Origin of the sequence: Mumia sp. zg.B21 (assembly GCF_019550855.1) — a bacterium.
Lineage (GTDB): Bacteria > Actinomycetota > Actinomycetes > Propionibacteriales > Nocardioidaceae > Mumia.
The window spans coordinates 379,998-402,457 of sequence record NZ_JAHWCJ010000001.1; the positions used below are offsets into that span (position 1 = coordinate 379,998).

At 71.4% G+C, this 22,460-nt stretch carries 17 protein-coding genes; 13 read left to right on the forward strand and 4 right to left on the reverse strand.

All coding sequences use genetic code 11. From position 1 onward, the window contains the following. Window positions 1-4 precede the first annotated feature (4 nt). The 4 genes from cydB to ftsY are packed head-to-tail and all read left to right on the forward strand — an operon-like array spanning window position 5 to window position 5,547. Entirely contained in the window at window positions 5-1,030 is a 1,026-nt protein-coding gene (cydB, locus tag KV100_RS01975; RefSeq protein WP_220341231.1) for a cytochrome d ubiquinol oxidase subunit II, read from the forward strand. Further along, the gene (gene cydD, locus KV100_RS01980; protein ID WP_220341232.1) at window positions 1,027-2,712 is read left to right on the forward strand and encodes a thiol reductant ABC exporter subunit CydD; all 1,686 of its coding nucleotides are present in this window, start codon (window positions 1,027-1,029) and stop codon (window positions 2,710-2,712) included. Before cydB ends, cydD begins: the two co-directional genes overlap by 4 nt. After that, window positions 2,709-4,337 (forward strand): thiol reductant ABC exporter subunit CydC, encoded by a 1,629-nt coding sequence (cydC, locus tag KV100_RS01985; protein ID WP_220341233.1) that lies wholly within the window; start codon window positions 2,709-2,711, stop codon window positions 4,335-4,337. Before cydD ends, cydC begins: the two co-directional genes overlap by 4 nt. Further along, complete coding sequence (gene ftsY, locus KV100_RS01990; RefSeq protein WP_220341234.1) at window positions 4,330-5,547, forward strand: signal recognition particle-docking protein FtsY; 1,218 nt, start codon at window positions 4,330-4,332, stop codon at window positions 5,545-5,547. The genes cydC and ftsY overlap by 8 nt, the downstream gene beginning before the upstream one ends. Before the next feature lie 112 nt (window positions 5,548-5,659). Here the strand turns inward: ftsY and KV100_RS01995 are convergent, their stop codons facing one another. After that, window positions 5,660-7,549: a penicillin-binding transpeptidase domain-containing protein gene (locus tag KV100_RS01995; RefSeq protein WP_220341235.1), complete on the reverse strand. Its 1,890-nt coding sequence runs from the start codon at window positions 7,547-7,549 to the stop codon at window positions 5,660-5,662. Window positions 7,550-7,778: 229 nt separating this feature from the next. Here KV100_RS01995 and KV100_RS02000 point away from each other — a divergent pair, with 229 nt between their 5' ends. The 4 genes from KV100_RS02000 to ffh all read left to right on the forward strand — a co-directional run bounded on the left by KV100_RS02000 (window position 7,779) and on the right by ffh (window position 13,447). After that, complete coding sequence (locus tag KV100_RS02000) at window positions 7,779-9,158, forward strand: ammonium transporter (protein WP_220341236.1); 1,380 nt, start codon at window positions 7,779-7,781, stop codon at window positions 9,156-9,158. Next, a complete protein-coding gene (locus tag KV100_RS02005) occupies window positions 9,155-9,493 on the forward strand; it encodes a P-II family nitrogen regulator (protein ID WP_220341237.1) in 339 nt (112 codons plus the stop codon). Before KV100_RS02000 ends, KV100_RS02005 begins: the two co-directional genes overlap by 4 nt. Beyond that, the gene (locus tag KV100_RS02010) at window positions 9,490-11,742 is read left to right on the forward strand and encodes a [protein-PII] uridylyltransferase (RefSeq protein WP_255565963.1); all 2,253 of its coding nucleotides are present in this window, start codon (window positions 9,490-9,492) and stop codon (window positions 11,740-11,742) included. Before KV100_RS02005 ends, KV100_RS02010 begins: the two co-directional genes overlap by 4 nt. Before the next feature lie 127 nt (window positions 11,743-11,869). Next, window positions 11,870-13,447 (forward strand): signal recognition particle protein, encoded by a 1,578-nt coding sequence (gene ffh / locus KV100_RS02015; protein WP_220341238.1) that lies wholly within the window; start codon window positions 11,870-11,872, stop codon window positions 13,445-13,447. Window positions 13,448-13,527: 80 nt separating this feature from the next. Here the strand turns inward: ffh and KV100_RS02020 are convergent, their stop codons facing one another. Further along, a complete protein-coding gene (locus KV100_RS02020) occupies window positions 13,528-14,451 on the reverse strand; it encodes a hydroxymethylglutaryl-CoA lyase (RefSeq protein ID WP_220341239.1) in 924 nt (307 codons plus the stop codon). Window positions 14,452-14,506: 55 nt separating this feature from the next. Here KV100_RS02020 and KV100_RS02025 point away from each other — a divergent pair, with 55 nt between their 5' ends. From KV100_RS02025 to KV100_RS02035, 3 genes are read left to right on the forward strand one after another with little or no spacing between them, the layout of a single operon-like run. Further along, entirely contained in the window at window positions 14,507-15,715 is a 1,209-nt protein-coding gene (locus KV100_RS02025) for a CaiB/BaiF CoA-transferase family protein (RefSeq protein ID WP_220341240.1), read from the forward strand. Further along, on the forward strand, window positions 15,715-16,377 hold the full coding sequence (locus KV100_RS02030) for an isochorismatase family protein (protein ID WP_220341241.1): 663 nt from the start codon (window positions 15,715-15,717) through the stop codon (window positions 16,375-16,377). The genes KV100_RS02025 and KV100_RS02030 overlap by 1 nt, the downstream gene beginning before the upstream one ends. Beyond that, window positions 16,374-16,952: a hypothetical protein gene (locus KV100_RS02035; protein WP_220341242.1), complete on the forward strand. Its 579-nt coding sequence runs from the start codon at window positions 16,374-16,376 to the stop codon at window positions 16,950-16,952. Before KV100_RS02030 ends, KV100_RS02035 begins: the two co-directional genes overlap by 4 nt. A gap of 62 nt (window positions 16,953-17,014) precedes the next feature. On the opposite strand, the gene KV100_RS02040 is transcribed toward KV100_RS02035, so the two are convergent. Further along, window positions 17,015-18,430 carry an MFS transporter gene (locus KV100_RS02040; protein ID WP_220341243.1) on the reverse strand — a complete coding sequence of 472 codons (1,416 nt, stop codon included), beginning with the start codon at window positions 18,428-18,430 and terminating at the stop codon, window positions 17,015-17,017. 74 nt (window positions 18,431-18,504) lie between these two features. Between KV100_RS02040 and KV100_RS02045 the strand changes: the two genes are divergently transcribed. Further along, window positions 18,505-20,187: a nitrilase-related carbon-nitrogen hydrolase gene (locus KV100_RS02045; RefSeq protein WP_220341244.1), complete on the forward strand. Its 1,683-nt coding sequence runs from the start codon at window positions 18,505-18,507 to the stop codon at window positions 20,185-20,187. Window positions 20,188-20,252: 65 nt separating this feature from the next. Here the strand turns inward: KV100_RS02045 and KV100_RS02050 are convergent, their stop codons facing one another. Further along, on the reverse strand, window positions 20,253-20,960 hold the full coding sequence (locus tag KV100_RS02050; RefSeq protein WP_220341245.1) for a GntR family transcriptional regulator: 708 nt from the start codon (window positions 20,958-20,960) through the stop codon (window positions 20,253-20,255). Window positions 20,961-21,116: 156 nt separating this feature from the next. Between KV100_RS02050 and KV100_RS02055 the strand changes: the two genes are divergently transcribed. Further along, window positions 21,117-22,454 (forward strand): flavin reductase, encoded by a 1,338-nt coding sequence (locus KV100_RS02055; protein ID WP_220341246.1) that lies wholly within the window; start codon window positions 21,117-21,119, stop codon window positions 22,452-22,454. The last annotated feature ends 6 nt before the right edge of the window (window positions 22,455-22,460 follow it).

The following is a 22,460-nucleotide window of genomic DNA, read 5'->3' on the forward strand; positions in this document are numbered from 1 at the left end:
GATCATGGAACTCACCACCATCTGGTTCTGCGTCATCGCGTTCCTCTTCATCGGCTACTTCGTGCTCGAGGGATTCGACTTCGGTGTCGGGATGCTGCTGCCGATCCTCGGCCGCAACGACCGCGAACGCCGCACGATGATCAACACGATCGGCCCGCTCTGGGACGGCAACGAAGTCTGGTTGATCGTCGCCGGCGCGAGCATCTTCGCCGCGTTCCCCGAGTGGTACGCCACCTTGTTCAGCGGGTTCTACCTCCCGCTGCTCCTGATCCTGGTGGCGCTGATCGTGCGCGGGGTCGCCTTCGAATACCGCCACCAGCGCGACGACGCGACCTGGAAGAGCCGCTGGGACGCCGCGATCATCTTCGGCTCCTTCGTCCCGGCCCTGCTGTGGGGTGTCGCGTTCGGCAACATCGTCCGCGGCGTCGAGATCGACGCCGACAAGAACTACGTCGGCGGCTTCTTCGACCTCCTCAACCCGTACGCGCTGCTGGCGGGCGTGGTCATGCTGACGCTGTTCCTCACCCACGGCGCCAACTTCCTCGCCCTCAAGACCAGCGGCATCATCCACGAGCGGGCGCGGGCGTTCTCGCTCAAGATCGGCCTCGTCGCCGCGGTGCTGGCCGTCGCATTCCTGCTCTGGACCTGCCTCGACCACGACAAGATCTGGGTCTGGGCCCTGTCCGGGCTCGCGGCGCTGACGTTCGTGGGCGGCCTGCTCGCAGCCTGGGCACGGCGCGACGGCTGGGCGTTCATGGGGACGATGGCCGCGATCGGTCTCGCCGTGATGTCGCTGTTCGTGGCGCTGTTCCCGGACGTGATGCCGTCCACCCTCGATCCGGCCTACAGCCTGACGACGGAGAACGCGGCCTCCACCGACAAGACGCTCACCATCATGAGCTGGGTGGCCGTGGTGTTCGTCCCGATCGTGATCGGCTACCAGGCGTGGAGCTACTGGGTGTTCCGCAAGCGGATCAGCGTCGACTCGATCGCGGTCGAGGACGACGAGCACCTGCACTCGCCGGTATGACAACCCTGAACGTACGGACCGCCTCGTCGCCGCCGCTCGACCCCCGCCTCGTCCGGCGGTCGCGGGCGGTCCGTACCTACCTCGCCGCCAGCGTCGTGATCGCGACGGCGATGGCGGCGCTGGTCGTTGGCCAGTCGTGGCTCATCGCCCGGGTCGTCTCGGAGGGGTTCGAGCGGTCGGGACTGGTCGACGTCGTCACCGCCGCCGTGCTGGCACTGGCTGCGGTGATCCTCACCCGCGCCGCGCTCGGCTGGCTCCACGCGGTCGTGTCGGCACGCGCGGCGGCACGGGTGAAGGTGCAGCTGCGCGAGGAGGTGGTCGGCCGGCTTCTCGACGGTGCGCCCCACCACGGGGCTCGCCCGGAGTCGAGCCACGTCGTCACGCTGCTCGGGCCCGGCATGGACAAGCTCGACACCTACTTCGCGCGCTACCTCCCACAGCTCGCGCTGGCTCTCACCGTGCCGGCGGTGGTGGTCGTCGCGGTGTTCGTGGCCGACCCGTTGTCGGGGATCACGATCGCCGTGACGCTCCCGCTCATCGTGGTGTTCATGGTGCTGGTCGGCTACATGACGCGTGACCGGACCGAGCGGCGGTGGCGCGCGATGGTCCGGCTCAGCCACCACTTCGCCGACGTGCTCGACGGACTCGTCGTGCTCAAGGTCTTCGGGCGCTCGCGCAACCAGACCGAGGGCATCGCCGAGGTGGGCGAGCGCAACCGCAAGGAGACGATGGGTGCCCTGCGCCTCGCGTTCCTGTCGTCGTTCGTGCTCGAGCTCGTCGCAACGATCTCGGTCGCCCTCGTCGCCGTGTCGATCGGTCTGCGGATCGTCGAGGGCCACCTCTCGCTGATGACAGGTCTGTTCGTCCTCGTGCTCGCGCCGGAGGCCTACCTGCCGATCCGCCAGGTCGGCGCACACTTCCACGACTCGGCCGAGGGGCAGGCGGTCGCCGACGACGTCTACGCGATCCTCGACGACCAGGACGTCGCCGTCCGCCGGACCGTCGCACCGGACCTCGGCGGCGCAACGATCGTCGTGGACGACGTCTCCGTGTCCTACCCGGGGCGTACGACACCCGCTCTCGCGCCGACGTCGTTGGTGCTCGAACCAGGACGCGTGCTCGCCGTCACCGGCTCGTCGGGGTGCGGCAAGAGCACCCTGGTCGATGTGCTGATGGGATTCGTCGCCCCCACCACCGGCCGTGTCACCGTCCGTGCGGCCGACGGGACGACGTACGACCTCGCAGACATCGACCTCGCCTCGTGGCGTTCGCGCCTGGCCTGGGTGCCGCAGGTGCCCGGTCTGCTGTCGGGGACCGTCGCCGGCAACGTCCGTCTGGGGGCGCGTGACGCCTCCGACGACGAGGTCGCCGAGGCGCTCCGCGACGCCGGCGCGCCCGATCTCTCGCCGCAGCGCGAGGTCCACGAAGGCGGGGCCAACCTGTCGGCGGGGGAGCGGCGGCGTCTGGCCGTCGCCCGGGCGCTGCTGCGGGTACGCCGAGCAGGAGCGACCGTGATGCTGCTCGACGAGCCCACCGCCGGCCTCGACACCGCGGCCGAGGAGGACGTACGACGAGCGCTGCGCGCCGCCGACGTCACCGTGCTGGTCGTGGCGCACCGCCGCGCACTCGTCGACGACGCCGACCGGGTCGTACCCCTCGTGCCCGCGGGGATGGCGGCATGACCACCGCGCGCCGCCAGCTGGTCCTCGGCGGCTTCTTCGGGCTGCTCGCGAGCCTCAGCTCGATCGGGCTGCTCCTCGTCTCCGCCTGGCTGATCTCGCGTGCGGCCCAGCACCCGCCCGTGCTCTATCTCATGCTCGCGATCGTCTCCGTGCGGGCGTTCGGGATCGCGCGCGCCGCGCTGCGCTACGTCGAGCGGCTCTACACCCACGACGGCGCCCTGCGTGTGGGCACCTCGATCCGGCTCGCGGTCTACGAGCGGCTGGAGCGGCTGTCGCCCTCGACGCTCGCCGCGGGCCGACGCGGGGAGAGGATCGCTCGGATCGTCTCCGACGTCGACGCGATCCAGGACCGGATCGTCCGGGCGACCATCCCGCGGGCCGTGACCGCGGTCTCGTCGGCGATCGTGGTCGGGTTCGTCCTCGCGATCTTCCCCCGCGGCGGCCTCGTGCTGGCTGCGGCGGTGGTCGTGGCGTGGGTCGGCGTCCTCGTCGCCGTACGGACCGGAGGGAGTCGTTCCAACGCGGCGACCGCCGGGCTGCGCGGTGAGCTCGCCGCCGAGGTCGCGGAGACGCTGCGCACCTCGCGCGACCTCGTGGCGTACGGTGCCGCCGAGGATGCCCGTGCCACGGTCGCGCGCACGGGGGAGAGGCTCGCGGAGACCGAGCGCCGTGCCGCCTTCCTCGACGGACTCGGCGTCATGGTCGTCCGGATCTGTCTCGGCGTCGCGACGTGCCTGATCGCATGGGCGGGTGTGGCCGCCGTCGCCGACGGCGCCCTGAGCCCGGTCCTGCTCGCCGTGGTCGTCCTCGCCCCGGTGGCGCTCGCCGAGCCGCTCGAGGGCCTGAGCGCGATCGAGCAGCAGGCGCAACGGTCGGCAGCCTCCCGGCGACGCATCGACGAGCTGGTCGCCGCTCACGACGACGTGGTGGATCCGGAGCACCCTGCACCCGACCCCGCCGGGTTCGACCTCCACCTGCGCGACGTCGCCCTCGGGTGGGGTGAGGGCGAGGATCTCGTCCGTGGCCTCGACCTGGACCTCCCAGAGGGTGCGGTCGTCGCGGTCTCGGGACCGAGCGGGTCGGGCAAGTCGACCCTCGCCGCGGTGCTCCTGAGGCTCGCCGCACCGAGGGCGGGCACGATCACCCTCGGCGGTACGCCGATCGACGCGCTGACCGGTGACCAGGTCCGCCAGGTGGTGGCGACCCTCCGCCAGGACGAGCACGTCTTCGACACCTCGATCCGAGAGAACCTGAGGATCGCCGACCCGCAGGCCGACGACCGTACGCTCCTGGCCGCCCTCGACGCGGCGGGTCTCGGGGCCTTCGTCGCAGGGCTGCCCGACGGTCTCGACACCGAGGTGGGGGAGAACGGCGACCGCCTCTCCGGCGGGGAGAGGCAGCGTCTGGGACTGGCCCGGCTGCTGCTCGGAGGGCACCGCGTCCTCGTGCTCGATGAACCCACCGAGCACCTCGACGCGGCGACCGCCGAGGCCCTGCTGCGCGACCTCGTCGCGCTCGCCCCGGAGCGCTCCATCCTGCTCGTCAGCCACGACGAGCGAGCGCTCGCGGCCGCGTCGCACGTCGTCCGGATCGGCGAGCCCACTAGGATCAGGGATCGTGTCTGACACCACCACGCTCTACGTCTTCATCGGTCTCGCCGTCGCCGTCCTCCTGATCGGAGGGATCGCCGCCTTCGTGGTCGGCTCGCGGGGCAAGGCCCTGCCGCCGGCCGACACCGTCGACCGCCGTCTCGACGACCTCCGCGAGCGCCCCGAGCAGGAGCCTGCACCGACCGGTGACGGGGTGGAGCCCGTGCTTCCCGAGCCGGGCGAGATCGACGAGTCCGACACCGGCAACGAGCCCGGAGCCGTCGCGACCGCTCCGACCGCGCCGGGACCCGCGATCGAGGAGCCTGCGCCCGCCGCGGGCCGGTTGGTCCGGCTCCGTACCCGGCTCGCCCGCTCCCAGTCCTCGCTCGGCAAGAGCCTGCTCGCACTCCTCGGCCGTGACCGTCTCGACGAGGACACCTGGGAGGAGATCGAGGACACGCTCCTGACCGCCGACGTGGGCGTTGCGCCGACGCAGGAGCTCGTCGAGCGCCTCCGCACCCGGATCCGGGTCGAGGGTGTCGCCGACCCCGCGGTCGCCCGGTCGATCCTGCGCGAGGAGCTCGTGACGCTGGTCGACCCGTCGTACGACCGCAGCATCGCCGCCAAGGGTGTCGACGGCGCCCCCGGCGTGGTGCTCGTGGTGGGCGTCAACGGCACCGGCAAGACCACGACCGTCGGGCGGCTCGCACGCGTGCTGATCGCCGACGGCGACAGTGTCGTGCTCGGCGCCGCGGACACCTTCCGCGCCGCGGCCGCCGACCAGCTCCAGACCTGGGGCGAGCGCGTCGGTGTCCCGACCGTCCGTGGTCCCGAGGGCGGCGATCCCGCCTCGGTCGCGTTCGACACCGTCAAGACCGGCAAGGAGGGCGGCTACGACACCGTCGTCATCGACACCGCCGGCCGCCTCCACACCAAGGCCGGCCTGATGGACGAGCTCGGCAAGGTCAAGCGGGTCATCGAGAAGCAGGCACCGGTCACCGAGGTGCTGCTCGTCATCGACGCGACCACCGGTCAGAACGGCCTGACGCAGGCTCGGGTCTTCGCCGAGGTCGTCGACGTCACCGGGATCGTGCTCACCAAGCTCGACGGCACCGCCAAGGGCGGGATCGTCATCGCCGTACAGCGAGAGCTCGGGGTCCCCGTCAAGCTCGTGGGGCTCGGAGAGGGCGCCGACGACCTGGCGCCGTTCGTGGCCGACGAGTTCGTGGACGCGCTCCTGTCCTGACCCACCCGGTCCCCGACCGCCCGTCCCCGTCCCCGATTTGTGCAGTTGAGCAAGGAATCCGGGGACGCAAACCCGTGCCAACTGCACAAATCGGGGACGGGACGGGGCGGGGTCAGCGTGCGCGGGCGAGGAACCGCTTGAGGAGGGGCCCGGCGGTCTGAGAGCCGGACTCGCCCGTCTCGACGAACACCGCGACCGCGAGGTCGCCCTTGGTCGCCACCATCCAGGCGTGAGTCTTCACCGGTGAGCCGTACTCGGCCGTCCCCGTCTTGGCGCCGACCTCACCGCCGAGCCCTGCGAGCGCGCGGCCGCTGCCGTCGGTGACGACGCGGCGCATCAGCGCACGGAGCTGGCGGGCCTCGGCGGGTTCGAGCGTGGACTCGACCTTGGGCGCCTCGCGATCGGGGAGCAGCACGGGCACGACCGTACGGCCGGCGGCGACCGACGCGGTCACGGTCGCCATCGTGAACGGCGAGGCGAGCACCTTGCCCTGGCCGATCATCGACGCCGCGTGCTCGGTCGTGGGTGCCTCGGTGGGAACGGAGCCGAAGTAGGACGGGAAGCCCAGGTCCTGGTCGACGCCCATCCCGAGCGAGGCCGCGGCGGAGGCGAGGTCGCTCTGCGCCACCCTGTCCCGCAGCCCGATCATCGACGTGTTGCACGACTGCGCAAAGGCCTCGGTGAACCGGATGCGGCCGAGCGAGCTGCTGGGGTAGTCGTCGTAGTTCTTGAACGACTTGCCGTTCACGACGGTCGTCGCGGGGCACGGCGTGGTCGTCGTCGGGTCGACACCAGCGCGCAGCGCGGCGAGCGCGGTCGTGATCTTGAACGTCGAGCCCGGGGCGTACTGCCCGGTGGTCGCGATCGCCTGTCCCGCGGCACCCGGGCCCGTCGCCGCGGCCAGCACAGCGCCGGTCGAGGGCTTGATCGCCACCAGCGCGCTGGCCGGCTTCGTCCCGGCGAGCACCTCCTCGGCGAGGATCTGCAGACGCTGGTCGAGCGTCGTGCGCAGCGGCTCACCGGGGACCGGCGCCTGCTCGTACGCCGGCACGTCCTTGATCGACGGGGACGGGTTCGCCGGGTCGGACACGGCGTCGCTGACGATGTCGACGACGTAGCCGTCGCGACCGCGCAGCTGCTCGTCGTAGCGCAGCGCGAGCCCCGACAGACCGGTGAGGTCGCCGGTGGACAGACGTCCGTCGCTCTTGTCGATGAGCTCCTTGGTCGCCTCGCCGACCGAGCCGAGGATGGCGGAGGCGAAGGTCCGGGTCGGCGCCAGCGGCAGCTTGTCACCAAGGACCCTCGCTCCGAAGACCGACTCGGGGTCCCCGTTGGGTGCTCGCTGCTCGGCACGCAGCACGATCGCCTCCACGAACGCCTTGGGACCCGCCGCCGCGACCTCGGCGGCGTAGTCGTCCGCGTCGATGCCGAGGATCCGCGCCAGCGCGCGGGCAGACGACTGCTGGCGGGCCGCGGGGACGGCCGTCTTGTCGATCCCGATGCGCTGGACGGAGCGCTCGGTGACCAGGACGGTCCCCGAGCCGCCGAGGATGTCTCCGCGCTGCGCCGGCACGGTGCGTACGCGCAGACGCTGGCCCTCGGCGAGGTCCGGGGCGACCAGCGACGGCGACCAGGCGACCGTCCAGGTGTCGTCGGCACGACGCATCTCGGCCTTTGTCTCGTACTCCCAGGCGACATCGGGCCCGAACTCCCAGCGGTAGGCGAGGGTGGCGGTCGCCGTCTCGTCCTCCTCGGCGACGCCCTTCACCGAGACGGTCGGCCGGAGGTCGTCGAGGCCCTTGGTGATCTGCGCCAGCTCGGCGCCCGCGGCGGAGTCGTCGATCTCGACGCCGGAGAGGTCGAGGCTCGAGAGGCCCTCGGCGAGCTGCTCGGCCTCCGGCTCGGCCGGCGAGCCGCTGCAGGCGCCGAGCACGCCGGCGCCCAGCACGGTGGCCAGGACGAGGGTCACACGATGACGGGCGGACGAGGGGGAGAAGGCCATGCCCTCATCCTCACCCGCCGGAGGTTCATCGGTCGACAAGAGCGGCAGGGTGGGACGGAGCGTCGTTGAAACTCAGGCGTAACACAACCTGGTCAAGTGTCACCTCCATGAAACACAGCGTCGCTCGACCGGAAACGAACCGCCGCGAATCTGAACGCAACGAAGCCGACCCGGACACTGCCGTTCGAGCGCCGGTCACGTCTCAGATACCTAATCCCCTGGAGGTTCCATGGACACCGGCCACGCAGCCTGGATCCTGACCTCCGCGTCGCTCGTGCTCCTGATGACGCCGGCCCTGGCGCTCTTCTACGGCGGGATGACGCGGACCAAGTCCATCCTCAACATGATGATGATGTCCTTCAGCGCCATGGGCGTCGTCATGGTCGTCTACGTGTTGTGGGGCTACTCGATGTCCTACGCCTCCGGCGGCGAGGACAGCATCGGTGGCTTCTTCGACAACCCGTTCACCCTGTTCGGGCTGCGCGACGTCTCGGGCACCGACTACCTGACCGTCGCCTTCCAGGCGACGTTCGCCATCATCACGGCGGCCCTGATCAGCGGTGCGCTGGCCGAGCGCGTGAAGTTCTCCTCGTGGCTGCTGTTCCTGCCGCTGTGGGTCACGCTCGCCTACTTCCCGCTCGCGCACATGGTCTGGGGTGGCGGCTTCCTCTCCGGAAGCGCCGACGGCCTGGCCGCGGCCATCTTCGGCACCACCGACGGCGCCGCGACGATCGCCCCCATCGACTACGCCGGCGGTACGGTCGTCCACATCAACGCCGGTATGGCGGCGCTCGTCCTGGTGCTGCTGATCGGCAAGCGGAGGGGCTTCGGCAAGGAGCCGACCCGCCCGGGCAACCTCCCGCTGACGATGCTGGGTGCCGGCCTCCTGTGGTTCGGCTGGTTCGGCTTCAACGTGGGCTCGTACGTGTCGGTGCCCGACGAGCCGATCAGCGCCGGTGCGGAGGGCTTCGTCGAGAACACCATCGCCTACGCCACCGCGTTCTCCGGTGAGACCGGTCTCGTGTGGGTCAACACCTCCGTCGCCGCTGCGGCGGCCATCATCGGCTGGCTCGTCGTGGAGAAGATCCGTGACGGCAAGGCCACCTCGCTCGGTGCCGCTTCGGGCATCGTCGCCGGCCTCGTCGCCATCACCCCGGCGTGTGGCGCGCTGAGCCCGATCGGCGCGATCGCCCTCGGCATCGTCGCGGGTGGCCTCTGCGCCCTCGCGGTCGGCCTGAAGTTCCGGTTCGGCTACGACGACTCGCTCGACGTGGTGGGCGTCCACCTGGTCGGCGGCCTCGTCGGCACCCTCGGCATCGGGTTCCTCGCGGTCGAGGGCGGGCTGCTCTACGGAGACGGCATCAAGCTCTTCGTCGTCCAGGCCGCGATCGCTGCCTTCGCCATCCTCTGGTCGGGTGTCTTCACGCTGCTCATCGGCCTGGCCATCAAGGCGGTCATGGGCTGGCGCGTCGCCGAGGAGGACGAGGTGGAGGGCATCGACCTGGCCGAGCACGGCGAGTCGGGGTACGACCTCGCACCCGCGTCGGGCGTCGCCCGTCCCGTCACGGCGGCTACGCTGACCACCACCCCCGAAGGAGCCAAGGCATGAAGCTCGTGACCGCGGTGATCAAGCCGCACAAGTGGGAAGAGGTCCGCGAGGCCCTCGAGACCTTCGGCATCACCGGCATGACCGTGACGGAGGCCAGCGGCTACGGCCGTCAGAAGGGTCACACCGAGGTCTACCGTGGCGCCGAGTACGACGTTTCGCTCGTCCCCAAGATCCGGGTCGAGATCGTGACCGAGGACGAGGACGTCAAGGACGTCGTCGACGTGGTCGTGAAGTCGGCCGCGACTGGCAAGATCGGTGACGGCAAGGTCTGGGTCGTCCCGGTCGAGTCCGTCGTCCGGGTCCGTACCGGAGAGACGGACGAGGCGGCGCTCTGACCGAGGAGCTCAGCGCACGGCGCCGGTCCAGGGCGGACGCCCTGGACCGGCGCTTGCGTGAGTGCTTCACCGAGGCCGCCTCAGACCTGCCTGAGGGCGAGCGGCACGGCCTCGCGCTGGTCGCGGTCGGCGGCTTCGGACGTGCCGAGATGTCGCCCTTCAGCGACGTCGACGTGGTCCTCGTCCATCGCGACGGCGCTTCGTCTGCGCTCGTCGCGCAGGTCGCCGAAAAGATCTGGTACCCGCTGTGGGACGGGGGCGTCACGCTGGACCACGCGGTCCGCAGCGCCGGCCAGATGCTGCAGACCGCCGACGAGGACTACCGCGCCGCGCTCGGGATGCTCGACGCGCGTGCGGTGGCGGGTGACGCCGCCGCGGTGGTCGCGCTGCGGTCGGAGATCCTCACCGCGTGGCGCCGTACGGCCCGTCGTCGCCTCCCCGAGCTGGAGCGCGCCACCCACGAACGCGTCGAGCGGCTCGGCTGGCTCGCGCAGTCGGCGGTGATGGACCTCAAGGAGTCAGGGGGTGGCCTGCGCGACGGGACGGTCATGCGTGCCCTGGTCGCCAGCTGGCTGGTCGACGTGCCGCACCGTGAGCTCGAGGCGCTCCGCGCGGCGTTGCTGGACGTCCGTGACGTCCTGCACGAGGTCGCGGCCCGTCCCACCGACCGGTTGACACCCGACCTCGTGCCGGAGGTCGCGTCCGTGATGGGCTACGCGCCCGACCAGCTGGACCTCCACGTGCGCGACCTCGGCCGCCGCACCGCTCACCTGGCGAACCGCACGTGGCGACGCGTCGATGCCCTGCTCGGGGAGCGTCCGCGCTCCCGCAGCGCCCCAGGTCCTCGCCTGGACCCGGTCGCGCCCGGGGTGGCGGTCGTCGGCGACGAGGTCGTGCTGACGGGGTCGCCCGATCCCGACGAGGACGCGCTCGTGGCGCTGCACGCCGTGGCGGAGTCCGCCCGGCGAGGCCTCCCGCTGGCTGCGGCCTCCGCGGCACGGCTCGCCCGGGGCGCGGTGCCGCCCGAACCGTGGCCCCCTGAGGCGCGTCGTCTGCTGGTCGAGGGGCTGACCGCCGGACGCGGACTGGTCACCGTGTGGGACGAGATCGACCTCGCGGGTCTGGTCGACCGCTGGCTGCCGGAGTGGGCGCCCCTGCGGCTGCGTGGCTCGTCGTCCCCGGTGCACCGGTTCACCATCGACCGGCACTCCGTCGAGACGGCCGTCGTCGCCTCCGGCCTCATGCGCACGGTCGCACGCCCGGACCTCCTGGCGGTGGCGGCCCTGCTCCACGACGTGGGCAAGGGACGCGAGGGCGACCACAGTGAGGTGGGAGCACCGATCGCGCGTGCGGTGGCGACGAGGTGGGGCTTCGGGGAGGCCGACGCCGACACGATCGAGGACCTCGTCCGGCGGCACCTCCTCCTGCCCACCATCGCGACGCGTCGTGACATCGAGGACCCCGACACGGCCGCGAACGTCGCCGCGCTCGTCGGCGACGCCGACCGTCTCGACCTCCTCCTCGCGCTCACCGAGTCCGACGCCCGCGCGACGAGCCCGCAGGCCTGGTCCGCGTGGCGGTCCGGGCTGATCCGAGGGCTCGCGGCGAAGGTGCGGGTCGTGCTCGGCGACGCCGCGGCGCTGGACGACCCCTCGTACGAGGGCTGGCCGGCGGGACTCGCGGTCCCGTCGAGGGTGCTGGGGGACGCGCCGTTCCTGGTCGACGTCGCCGGGCACCACGAGGGATCGCTGGTCCAGGTCACCGCACCCGACCGTCACGGGTTGCTCGCCGATCTCGCCGGCGCCCTCAGCGTCGCCGGTCAGCAGATCCGGTCGGCGCGGCTGGTCGAGCGCGACGGGACGACGACCAGCATCTGGGAGGTGGCCGGTCGAGACGTGGACGAGGCACGTCTCGTCCGCCGGATCCGGCAGGTGCTGGAGGGTCAGCTGTCGCTGGACGACCGTCTCGCTCCGTCGGGGGAGGGGCCGACGGAGCCTCTTCAGGTGATGCTCCACCACGACTCGTCGACCTCGGCGGTGGTCGAGGTGCGCGCTCAGGATCAGCGCGGCCTCGTGTGGGCCGTCGCGCGGACCATCACCCAGGAGGGCTACGGCATCCGCTCGGCCCACCTCTCGACCTTCGGGCCGCAGGCTCGAGACGTCTTCTACGTCGTCGACGGCGCGGGCGCCACGCTGAGCACGGAGCAGGCGGACGCGCTGGTCGAACGGCTGCGAGGGCTTCCGCTCTGACGGGCGCATCCGCCCTCGACGACGCGACGGGCGTACGGGCGGAGGGTCGCTTCGGGGCAGCCGTTAGGCTGGAACCCGCGCACGCCGCACGTCGCGGCTGTCACGACACCTGTGAGGAACGGCTGTCTTGTTCGACACACTCCAGAACCGCCTGCAGACCACCTTCCGCAACCTCCGCGGCAAGGGCAAGCTGTCCGAGGCCGACATCGATGCCACCGCCCGAGAGATCCGGGTGGCTCTGCTCGAGGCGGACGTCGCGCTGCCCGTGGTCAAGGAGTTCGTCGCCCGGGTCAAGGAACGCGCCCGTGGCGCTGAGGTCAGCCAGGCGCTGAACCCTGCCCAGCAGGTCATCAAGATCGTCAACGAGGAGCTCGTCGGCATCCTCGGTGGTGAGACCCGTCGGCTCAGGCTGGCCAAGAACCCGCCGACCGTGATCATGCTGGCCGGCCTCCAGGGCGCCGGCAAGACGACGCTCGCGGGCAAGCTCGGCCTCTACCTCAAGGGTCAGGGTCACTCGCCGATGCTGGTGGCGGCCGACCTCCAGCGCCCCAACGCGGTGACGCAGCTGCAGGTGGTGGGCGAGCGGGCCGGGGTCGACGTGTACGCCCCGCAGCCCGGCAACGGTGTCGGCGACCCCGTCCAGGTGGCCAAGGACGCTCTCGCGGAGGCGCGCAAGTCCCTGCACGACGTGGTCGTCATCGACACCGCCGGTCGCCTCGGCATCGACGAGGAGCTGATGAAGCAGGCGTCGGAGATCCGTGACGCCACCGATCCCGACGAGGTGCTCTTCGTCGTCGACGCGATGATCGGCCAGGACGCCGTGCGGACCGCCGAGGCGTTCCTCCAGGGGGTCGACTTCACCGGCGTCGTGCTGTCCAAGCTGGACGGCGACGCGCGCGGCGGTGCGGCGCTCTCGATCGCGCAGATGACCGGCCGCCCGGTGATGTTCGCCTCCAACGGCGAGAAGCTCACCGACTTCGACGTGTTCCACCCCGACCGGATGGCCTCGCGCATCCTCGATCTCGGCGACATGATGACGCTGATCGAGCAGGCTGAGAAGGCCTTCGATGTCGAGCAAGCGCAGAAGGCCGCCGAAAAGCTCGCCGGCAAGAGCGGCGACTTCACGCTGGACGACTTCCTCCAGCAGATGCAGGCCGTCCGCAAGATGGGGTCGCTCAGCAAGATCCTCGGGATGCTGCCCGGCGCCGGCCAGTTCAAGGACCAGCTTGCCAACTTCGACGAGCGCGAGATCGACCGGATCCAGGCGATCATCCAGTCGATGACGCCGGCGGAGCGCCACAACCCCAAGATCATCGACGGCTCCCGCCGCTCGCGCATCTCACGTGGCTCCGGGACCCAGGTCAGCGACGTGAACCAGCTCGTCGACCGCTTCTTCGAGGCCCGCAAGATGATGCAGCAGATGGCCAAGGGCGGCGGGATGCCGGGGATGCCCGGGATGCCCGGGATGCCCGGGATGCCCGGGATGCCCGGCATGGGTGGCAAGCGTGCGGGTGCCCGTCAGCAGGCCAAGAAGGGCAAGGGCAAGGGCAAGCGCGTCTCCGGCAACCCGGCGAAGCGCGCTGCCGCGGCGCAGGCCGAGGCGGCCAAGCCCAAGGCCGACGGCGCCTCGGCGTTCGGCTTCGGCGGCACCCCGCAGCCCGACGGCGACGTGGAGATCCCCAAGGAGATCCGCGACCTCTTCTGAGGTGCGACCCGTCGGGTCCGCGCCGCCCGGAGGTCCACGGCCGCCTGAGCCGTACGGCGCCTGAGCCGTACGGCCACAGGTCACTGCCCCCGCGAGGGAAACCAGCCGGCCCGGCCGAGCTGCGCAGGAGCCTGGGGGAGCCCGAGTTGCTCGGAGATCCACGCGCCGGTCTCGGCGACCTGGGTCGGGCCGACACCGGTGGTGAAGCCGGAGCGGTGGAGCAGGTAGAGCAGGTCCTCGGTCGCCACGTTGCCGGTCGCGCCCGGAGCGAAGGGGCATCCGCCGATCCCGCCGGCCGAGGCGTCGAGGACCGAGACCCCGGCCTGCACCGCGGCCAGCGCGTTGGCGTAGCCGGTGTTGCGGGTGTTGTGGAAGTGCGCCCGGAGCGGCACGTCGGGCGCGAGGTCGCCGAGCGCGGAGACGAGCTCGGTCACCTGGGTCGGCACCCCGACGCCGATCGTGTCGGCGACCGCCAGCTCGTCCGGCGCCTCGTCCAGGACCGCGGCGGCAACGTCGCGCACGCGGCTGGTGGGGACCTCGCCGTCGAAGGGACAGCCGAACGCTGCGGCGAGGATCACCGACGTCCGTAGTCCTGCGGCGCGTGCGACCGGTGCGATGGCATGCCACGCGGCCACCTGGTCGTACGTCCCGACGCCTTGGTTGCGCACGGCGAGGCCTTCGGAGGAGACCACGACGACGGTGACCTCGTCGCAGCCCGCCGCGATGGCGCGGTCCAGCCCACGACGGTTCAGGACCAGCCCGATCGCGCTCAGTCGCGGGTCGTCGCGCACCGCCGCCATGAGGTCCTCGGCGTCGGCCATCTGGGGGACGCGGTCGGGCCGGGCGAAGGCGGTGACCTCGATCCGTCGCACCCCGGCGTCGAGGCTGCGGCGCACCAGCTCGGCCTTCACCGACGTGGGAAGGATCGTGGCCTCGTTCTGCAGACCGTCGCGGGGAGAGACCTCGACGATCTCGACCGCCTGGGGCATGGTGCTCGCTGTCATCGCGTCCTCCTGGGATCCCTGGGCGTCGGAGTCTATCTGATATACGATCTTGTCCATGTCAATGGAGCAGACGCCCGGCGCTCTCGCCGGGGTGCGTGTCGTAGAAGCGGGCCAGCTGCTCGCGGGTCCCTTCGCCGGACAGCTGATGGGTGACCTCGGCGCCGACGTGGTCAAGGTAGAGGCGCCGGGTGTCGGTGATCCGATGCGCCAGTGGGGCCGCGAGAAGCCGCACGGCCACTCGCTGTGGTGGCCCGTCGTGGCGCGCAACAAGCGCTCGGTCACCCTCGACCTCCGCCGACCCGAGGGCCAAGAGCTCTTCCTGCGCCTCGTCGAGCACGCCGACGTCGTCCTCGAGAACTTCCGGCCCGGCACGCTCGAGCGGTGGAACCTCGGCTACGACCGGCTCAAGGAGCGCAATCCCGGCATCGTCCTCGTCCGGGTCAGCGGCTACGGCCAGACGGGCCCGTACGCCGGCCGTGCCGGGTACGGGTCCATCGGTGAGGCGATGGGTGGGCTTCGCTACATCACCGGTGAGCCTGACCGACCGCCGTCGCGGACCGGGCTCTCGATCGGCGACTCGCTCGCCGCGACCCATGCGACCGTGGGGACGCTCGCCGCGCTGCTGCACCGGGAGCGGACAGGTGAGGGACAAGTCGTCGACAGCGCGATCTACGAGGCCGTGCTCGCGATGACCGAGAGCCTGGTGACCGAGTGGGACGTCGCCGGCTACCAGCGTGAGCGGACCGGTCCGATCCTTCCCAACGTCGCTCCCAGCAACGTCTATCCGACCGCGGACGGCCACACCATCCTCATCGCCGCCAACCAGGACACCGTCTTCCGACGCCTGGCTGCGGCGATGGGGGAGCCGGAGCTCGCCGAGCTTCCGTCCTACGCGACCCACGGGGCGCGCGGGGCCCACCAGGAGGAGCTCGACAGCCGGATCGCCGACTGGACGGCGAAGTACGACGCCGACGCCCTGCTGGTGCTGCTGCACGAGGCCGGTGTCCCCGCAGGGCGCATCTTCCGTGCCGCCGACATGCTCAAGGACCCGCACTACGCGGCGCGTGAAGCCGTGGTCCGTGTCCCGGACCCGACCTTCGGCACGCTCGCGATGCCCAACGTCGTCCCGCGCCTCTCGGGCACTCCCGGAAGCATCCGTTGGACGGGCCCGTCGCTCGGCGAGCACAACGACGAGGTGTACGGCACGCTGCTCGGTCTCTCCGACGACGAGCGGGCGGCGCTTGCCGAGGCCGGCGTCATCTGATGGAGCGCGGCGACGACTACGCGGCGGCGGGCTTCCTCGGCCGCCTGGGCTTCGGTGAGCGTCCGGCTGTGGTCGTGGTCGACGTCGTGACCGCCTATCTCGACCCGGAGTCACCGCTCAGCGATCGCGGTGGCCGCTTCGAGCGGGCTCGTGAGGCCGCAGCGCAGGTCGTCGACGCGGCCCGGACCGGCGGTGTCCCCGTGGTCTTCACCGAGGTACGGTTGATGGCCGGCGGCGCCGACGGCGGTCTGTTCCGGCGCAAGGTGCCGGCGCTCGCCGCCTTCGAGGCGGGCTCGCCGTGGGCGGCGTTCCCCGACGAGCCGGCTCCGCTGCCGGGAGAGGTCGTCGTGTCCAAGCAGTACGCGTCCGCCTTCTTCGGCACCTCGCTGGCCTCCACCCTGACGGCGTGGGGCGTCGACACGGTCGTGGTGGTCGGGTTCTCGACCAGCGGCTGCGTGCGCGCCACGGCGGTCGACGCCCTCCAGCACGGCTTCCGCCCGATCGTCGCTGCCGACGCCTGTGGGGACCGCGACGTGGACGTGCACGAGCACAACCTCTTCGACCTCGACGCGAAGTATGCGGACGTGGTCGCGGTGAGCGACGTGGTCGCTCACTTTCTCGCCCCATCCTTGTCCCGCACCTCAGAAGGAGCCGTACCGTGATCGAGCAGGATCTCTTCGACGATGCGCTGGAATGGGCGAGCTTCGCCCCTGCCGGTGCCGACCAGAAGGCGGAGATGGTGCTGCTGCACCAGTCCGCCGACGCCACCTCCCGCACCGTCCTCGTCCGTTTCCCCGCACGGTGGCAACGGGCCATGACCGGCAACCAGCCCGCCGGCGAGGAGATGCTGGTGCTCGAGGGAGCGCTGTCGATGTCGGGCAGCACGTGCCGTCCGGGGCAGATCCTCGTCGTGGAGCCGCGTGCCACCCGCTCCGAGACGGGCGTCGAGGACGAGACGCGTGCGCTCGTCTGGTTCAGCGGGGCGGCCGGCGGCTGGGTCGAGGGCGTCGCCCCTGAGCCCGGAACGATCGCCGTCACCGACCTCGCGCCGGGCGTCGTACGCCCTGGCGGAGGAGCGCTGTCCGGATCGGTGGAGCTGCGTGACGGCGCCGACCTCGGCGCTTTCCCGACGGACGCCGACGTCTACTGGCCCGCGCTGGGACGGTGGGCGCACCTCGCGGCCGGAGAGACCGCTCCCTCGGGTGAAGGCACGGCGGTCGTCCGCCACTGGGCCTGACGACGTCCCGAAACGAGTGCGAGCCCTCCACCCGACATCGGGTGGGGGGCTCGTCTGTCGTGTCAGCGTCCTGACAGCGCTCGTGCCGCGTCCTTGTCGTACGTCCGAGCGGCCCACCGCAGGATCAGGACGCTGGTGAACAGCGGCGGCACCAACGCCAGGAACGCGGTGTTGATCGATCCGGTGGCGTCGGAGACGGCGCCGATGAGCAGCGGCCCGCCTGCGCCACCGAGGCTGAGCAGGAACTGCACGACGGCGAAGCCGAGGCCTCGTCGTTCGGCGGGTACGACGTCGGCGGAGGCGGCTGTCAGGTTCGGGATGGCTCCCGAGAAGCCCACGCACGCCACCGCGACGAGAGCGATCCGAAGCCCGAGGCCCGGGAGCAGGACGACGCCGGTGATCGACACGGCGCCGACGAGCAGGAACCACATGCTCACGCGGATGCGCCACCCCGACCGCGTGCCGTGGTGCCGGTCGCCGATCCGGCTGCCGAGGACGATGCCGACCACGATGCCGACGCCGCCGATCCCTCCGGTGATGGCCGCCGCGGAGTCGTTCGCCAGTCCCTCGGTGCGCTCGAGCAGCGTCGGGAGCCAGTAGAAGAGGCCTCCCAGACCGAGGTAGAGGAACGCCAGGCTGATGGTGATCCCCCGCAGCGACGCGATGGCGAGGACCGCGCGCGCCTCCCTGAACATCGAGGTCGTGAGGCTCGGCGGCGTCGCCTCACCGTCGGGATCGGCAGCCGCGCCCGCCACCGTCGCGGCGCGGAGGCGGTCGATGCGGTCGCCGATCCCGCGGATCGGCTCGCGGACCGTGAGGACGAGCGCCGCGACGAGGACCCCGGGGACCGCGACCAGGAAGAACACGGACCGCCAGTCGAGCGCCTCGGAGATCGCGCCACCGACGGCGACGCCGATGGGGAGGCCCATGTAGTAGCCGGCCCGCTCCAGGCCGAATGCCTTCCCGCGGGAGGTCCCCGGGTAGAAGTCGGCGAGGAGACTGGACGACGGGGGGTTGTAGAGCTGACCCGCGGCACCGAGCATGATGCGCGTCATGAAGAACAGCGCGAACGTCGTCGCGAGGCCGCTCAGCACGGAGCAGACCGCCCAGACGAGCACGACGAGAGCGACGATGCTCGTCCGGCGACCCTTGTCCGCGAGCCGACCGGCAGGGAGGAGGAGCACGACGCCGGCCAGGGCGGCTGCGGTCGGGATGGCGCCGGCCATGGTGTCGCTGAACCCGAACTCCTCCTGGATGGCGGGCAGGGCGCCGGCGATGAGGTTGACCTCCACGCGGTCGATGAACGCCACGAGGGCGATCACGATGGCCGGCCACCACCCGAAGGGAGCGGGACGGGCCAGGTCGACATCGACCGGCGGGCGTCCCACGAACACGTCGAGCGGGACAGTGGTCTTCGCGCCGGCCGGGGGAGGCACCGCGTCCTGCTCGAGCGCCGGCGGCTCTTTCGGCTCGCTCACGTCCGGGTCCTCTCGTCGGCATTCAGGTTCGTGAAAGTCTAGGGGACGATCGTAGAAGGATATATGGTTTAGGCATGACAGTCGTACGCGTCGCCGCGATCCAGCTGGCCGTGACCGAGGACACCCAGGCCAATCTCGCCGGTGCCGTCCGCCTCGTCGAGGCCGCCGCCGGCCAGGGAGCGCAGATCGTCGTGCTCCCGGAGTTCGGCAATCACGTCTCCTGGTACGCCGACCGTGACCACGCGCGCCGGATGGCGCAGACGCTGGACGGCCCCTTCGTCGGGACTCTCGCCGCGACCGCTGCCGAGCACGAGCTCTATCTCCTCGTCAACTGCACGCTCGCCCAGGAGGATGGCCGGACGACCGGCAGCAACGTCCTCCTCGGGCCCGACGGTTCGGTCCTCGCCACCAGCGACAAACAGGTCCTCATGGGGAGCGAGCGTGACCACCTCGACCCGGCCACCGAGGCGTCGCCGGTCGTCGAGACACCGCTCGGCAGGATCGGCCTCTACTCCTGCATGGACGGCGTCATCAACGAGACGCCGCGCATGCTCGCCGTCGGCGGGGCGCAGATCCTGCTCAACAGTCTCAACTCCTTCGCGCTCGACGAGGCGTCGTTGCACGTCCCGGTGCGCGCCGTCGAGAACCGGGTGTGGGTGGTCGCGGCGAACAAGGTCGGTCCGCTGGTGCCCGGGCACAGCATCGACGCGGTCGCGACCGCGGTGGGCGTGCCGACCGAGCTGCTCCACGGGGCGGGGGAGAGCCAGATCGTGGCCCCCGACGGGACCGTCGTCGCTCGCGGGCCCCGGACCGGTGAGGCGGTCGTGATCGCCGACATCGACGTCGCCGAGGCTGACGACAAGCGACGGCCCGACGGCACCGACCTCCTCGCCTCACGTCGGCCGGAGCTGTACGGCGCGATCGTCGAGGCGCCGCGAGGTCGTCGCGCGCCAACCGGGAGGGCGACGCTCGAGGCCGCCGTGCTGGCCCCGCGCGAGGGCGACGACGTCCTCGCCCTCGTCCGCGAGGCGGCCTCCGGCGGCGCCGAGCTGGTGGTCCTCCCCGAGCTCGCCGGGTGGGCGCACGGTGTGGCCACTCCCGGTGCGTCTCCGCAGCTCACCACGGAGGCGCTCCGAGACGCCCTTGCCGGTACGACGACGCTGGCCGTCACCTCGGTCGTCGACGACGACCGGCACGTCGGCCTGGTGGTGGGTGCCGGTGGCGTGGTGCACTCGCAACCGCAGCTGCACACCTGCGCGCGGCACGCCGCCTGGGCGACAAGGCTCAGCGAGGGTCTCGACGTGATCGACCTCCCCTGGGGCCGACTGGCCGTGGTGGTAGGCGACGACGCCCTCTATCCCGAGACCTTCCGACTCGCGGCACTGCAGGATGCCGACGTGGTCGCGGTGCCGTTCACCACGGCTGCCGCGCACGACCTTGATCTCCTGCTGCTCGAGCGGGCCGCCGAGAACCGGCTCAATCTCGCTGTCGCCTCCCGACCGGGCACGCACGGTGCGGGCATGCTCGTCCCGCTGTCGGCCGACTTCACCCTGTGGAGCGGCGGATGGCAGTTCGACGGCGTCATCAGCAGGTCCGAGCCTGTCTTCTCGGCCGGCTCGGTGACGACCGCGACGTTGAGACCCGAGCAAGCGGTCAACCGCCTCGTCTCTCGCGGCACCGACGTCGTCGACGGTCGCCCGTGGGCCCTGGCCGACGCGCTCGTCCGCCCGCACGACCTGGCTGAGGCCTCCGCGTGAGCGGCGCGTCAGCCTGAGCGAGGACGCCGGCGCCAGATCGGGCGCGGCAGATCAGGCGGGGTCGATCAGGCGCTGTCGGCCACGTCGCGGCTGCCGAGAGCGGCCATCAGCGACCGCTCACTGGCGTCGAGATGGGCGATCCACGACTTCTTGAAGGCGGCAGCCTTGCCGTCTCGCGCGAGCTCGAGGAGCTCGCGGTGCTCGTCGATGCGCTGCTCCTTGGTCTCGGGAGCGTGGTCGAGGTCCTTCATGAGCAGGTGCAGGTAGCGGTCGGCCGAGTGCCAGAGGAGCTCGAGGACGTTCCTGTCGACGTTGCCCATCACATCGAGCAGGAGCGTCTCGTGGAAGGCGTGGTGGGCGGCCGCGAGAGTCGCGGGCTCGCGCTCGATCGCGGCGTACTCCTCGAGGGCCTGCTCGGCGTCGGCGAGGCGTTCCTCGGTCATGCTGCGGGCCGCCTTGACCGCGAGGTCGCCCTCGATCAGGCGGCGGAGGCGGTAGATGTCTGCCAGGTCCTCCGGGCTCAGCGCTGCCACGAGGGCGGACCGTCCGGGACGCAGGCTGACGATGCCCTCGCTCTCGAGGCGGCGCAGTGCCTCGCGGACGGGGATGTGGCTCACGTCGTACAGCTCGCAGAGCTCGACGATCGACACCGACGACCCGGGCTGGATCTCCCCCGTGAGGATCGATGCCCTCAACTCGCTCGTCACACGGTCGACGAGCGACACGTGGGCGATCGGGCGGGTGGCCCGGTCGGACCGGCTTCGTCGTGCCATGCGGGTGCTCCTCGGATCCGGGTACGGCGCTGTCCCTACATCATAGATTCTTGCGCATCTCACGCCGACTGGCGAGCAGCCGAACTGTCGTGTTGTAAAGATGGCGCAGGCGCAAGTTGATATTGTATATTCTCTACCACCTGAGGAGGTGGTTCGGTGGTGGAGTCGTCGACGTTCCGCGACGTGCTGGCCCAGTGGCCGAGCGGTGTCACCGTCGTCACGACCGTCGTCGACGGTGTGCGCCACGGCATGACGGCGAGCTCGTTCTCGAGCGTCAGCCTCGACCCGCCGCTCGTCTCCATCTGTCTCGACCGTCGGCTCTACACCCACGGTCTCCTCACCTCGAGCGGCGTGTTCGGCATCAGCGTGCTCGCGAAGGACCAGGGCGAGGTGGCGCGTCGGTTCGCCGGCATGGCGGGTGACGTGGGCGACCGCTTCGACGGCGAGACGTGGTCCACCGCGGCGACCGGCGTCCCGCTGCTGGACTCCGCGCTCGGCTGGCTGGACTGCCGCATCGTCCATGCCTATCCGGGCGGCGATCACACGATCTTCGTCGGCGAGGTGCTCGCAGGGCACGCGGCCCGCCGTACGGCGCCGTTGCTGTTCCACTCGCGAGGATGGGGGCAGTTCGCCGACGTGCTCCCCGACGTCGCGACGCTCGCGGACAGCGGACTCGTCTCGTCGTTGATCAGCCGCGGCGAGAGTGGTGACACCGTCCGCCAGACAGCGCACCACGTCGGCAGGTCCGGCATCCGCGTGCGCGTCGCCGATCTCACCGCGGACGCGCCGCTCGAGGCTCTGCCGTGGACGGGCCGTCAGCCGGAGGCCGGTGCCCGGGCTCCCCAGGAGCACAGTGCGCTCGTCGAGTCGCTCGTCCAGGCTCGTCAGGCGGTCGAGCGGGGGATCCCCGTCCTCGAGATCCGTGCCGACTGTCGCGACCTGCGCTCGGTCGAGGACGCCGCGGTGCTGCTGCGAGAGCTCGAAGCCATGCCCGACGTCCACGGCCGGGTGGTGATCCTCGAAGACGTGTTCGCGGTGCCGGGGGGCGACCACCCGCTCGCCGCGATCGACCTGCTCGCCAGCGCCGGCGCGACCGAGATCTGCCTCGACGACACCGAGGGTGCCGCGACCCCGCTCCAGGTCCGCGCCCTCCTCCAGGACGCCGTCGGCCTCGCGCGGCCCGTCCCGCTACGGCTGCGGCTGCGAGACAACGATCGGCTCGGCCTGGTGAACGTGCTGACCGCCTTGAAGTCCGGCGTCCACCACTTCGACACGACGCTGGGCGGTCTCGACGGCGCAGTCGCCACCGAGGACCTCATCCGTCTGCTCGGCACGCTCGACGTCACCACGCCGGCCGACGCCGTGGCGCTGGATCGTCTCGCACGCCGTGTCCGCGGTCGCACCGCGGTTCCTGCCGTCGCTCCGAACGGTTCTCTTCCGAACGGCTCCACCGCGAGCACCTCTCCCGAACCGACCCCCCTCCCCACTCTCTAGGAGCTG

Coding starts and splice junctions, on each gene's coding strand:
- cydC (WP_220341233.1), top strand. CDS start 2,709: ATGACCACCGCGCGCCGCCAGCTGGTCCTCGGCGGCTTCTTCGGGCTG.
- KV100_RS02045 (WP_220341244.1), top strand. CDS start 18,505: ATGACAGTCGTACGCGTCGCCGCGATCCAGCTGGCCGTGACCGAGGAC.
- KV100_RS02020 (WP_220341239.1), bottom strand. CDS start 14,451: ATGACAGCGAGCACCATGCCCCAGGCGGTCGAGATCGTCGAGGTCTCT.
- KV100_RS02025 (WP_220341240.1), top strand. CDS start 14,507: ATGTCAATGGAGCAGACGCCCGGCGCTCTCGCCGGGGTGCGTGTCGTA.
- cydD (WP_220341232.1), top strand. CDS start 1,027: ATGACAACCCTGAACGTACGGACCGCCTCGTCGCCGCCGCTCGACCCC.
- KV100_RS02050 (WP_220341245.1), bottom strand. CDS start 20,960: ATGGCACGACGAAGCCGGTCCGACCGGGCCACCCGCCCGATCGCCCAC.
- KV100_RS02030 (WP_220341241.1), top strand. CDS start 15,715: ATGGAGCGCGGCGACGACTACGCGGCGGCGGGCTTCCTCGGCCGCCTG.
- KV100_RS02000 (WP_220341236.1), top strand. CDS start 7,779: ATGGACACCGGCCACGCAGCCTGGATCCTGACCTCCGCGTCGCTCGTG.
- KV100_RS02005 (WP_220341237.1), top strand. CDS start 9,155: ATGAAGCTCGTGACCGCGGTGATCAAGCCGCACAAGTGGGAAGAGGTC.
- cydB (WP_220341231.1), top strand. CDS start 5: ATGGAACTCACCACCATCTGGTTCTGCGTCATCGCGTTCCTCTTCATC.
- KV100_RS01995 (WP_220341235.1), bottom strand. CDS start 7,549: ATGGCCTTCTCCCCCTCGTCCGCCCGTCATCGTGTGACCCTCGTCCTG.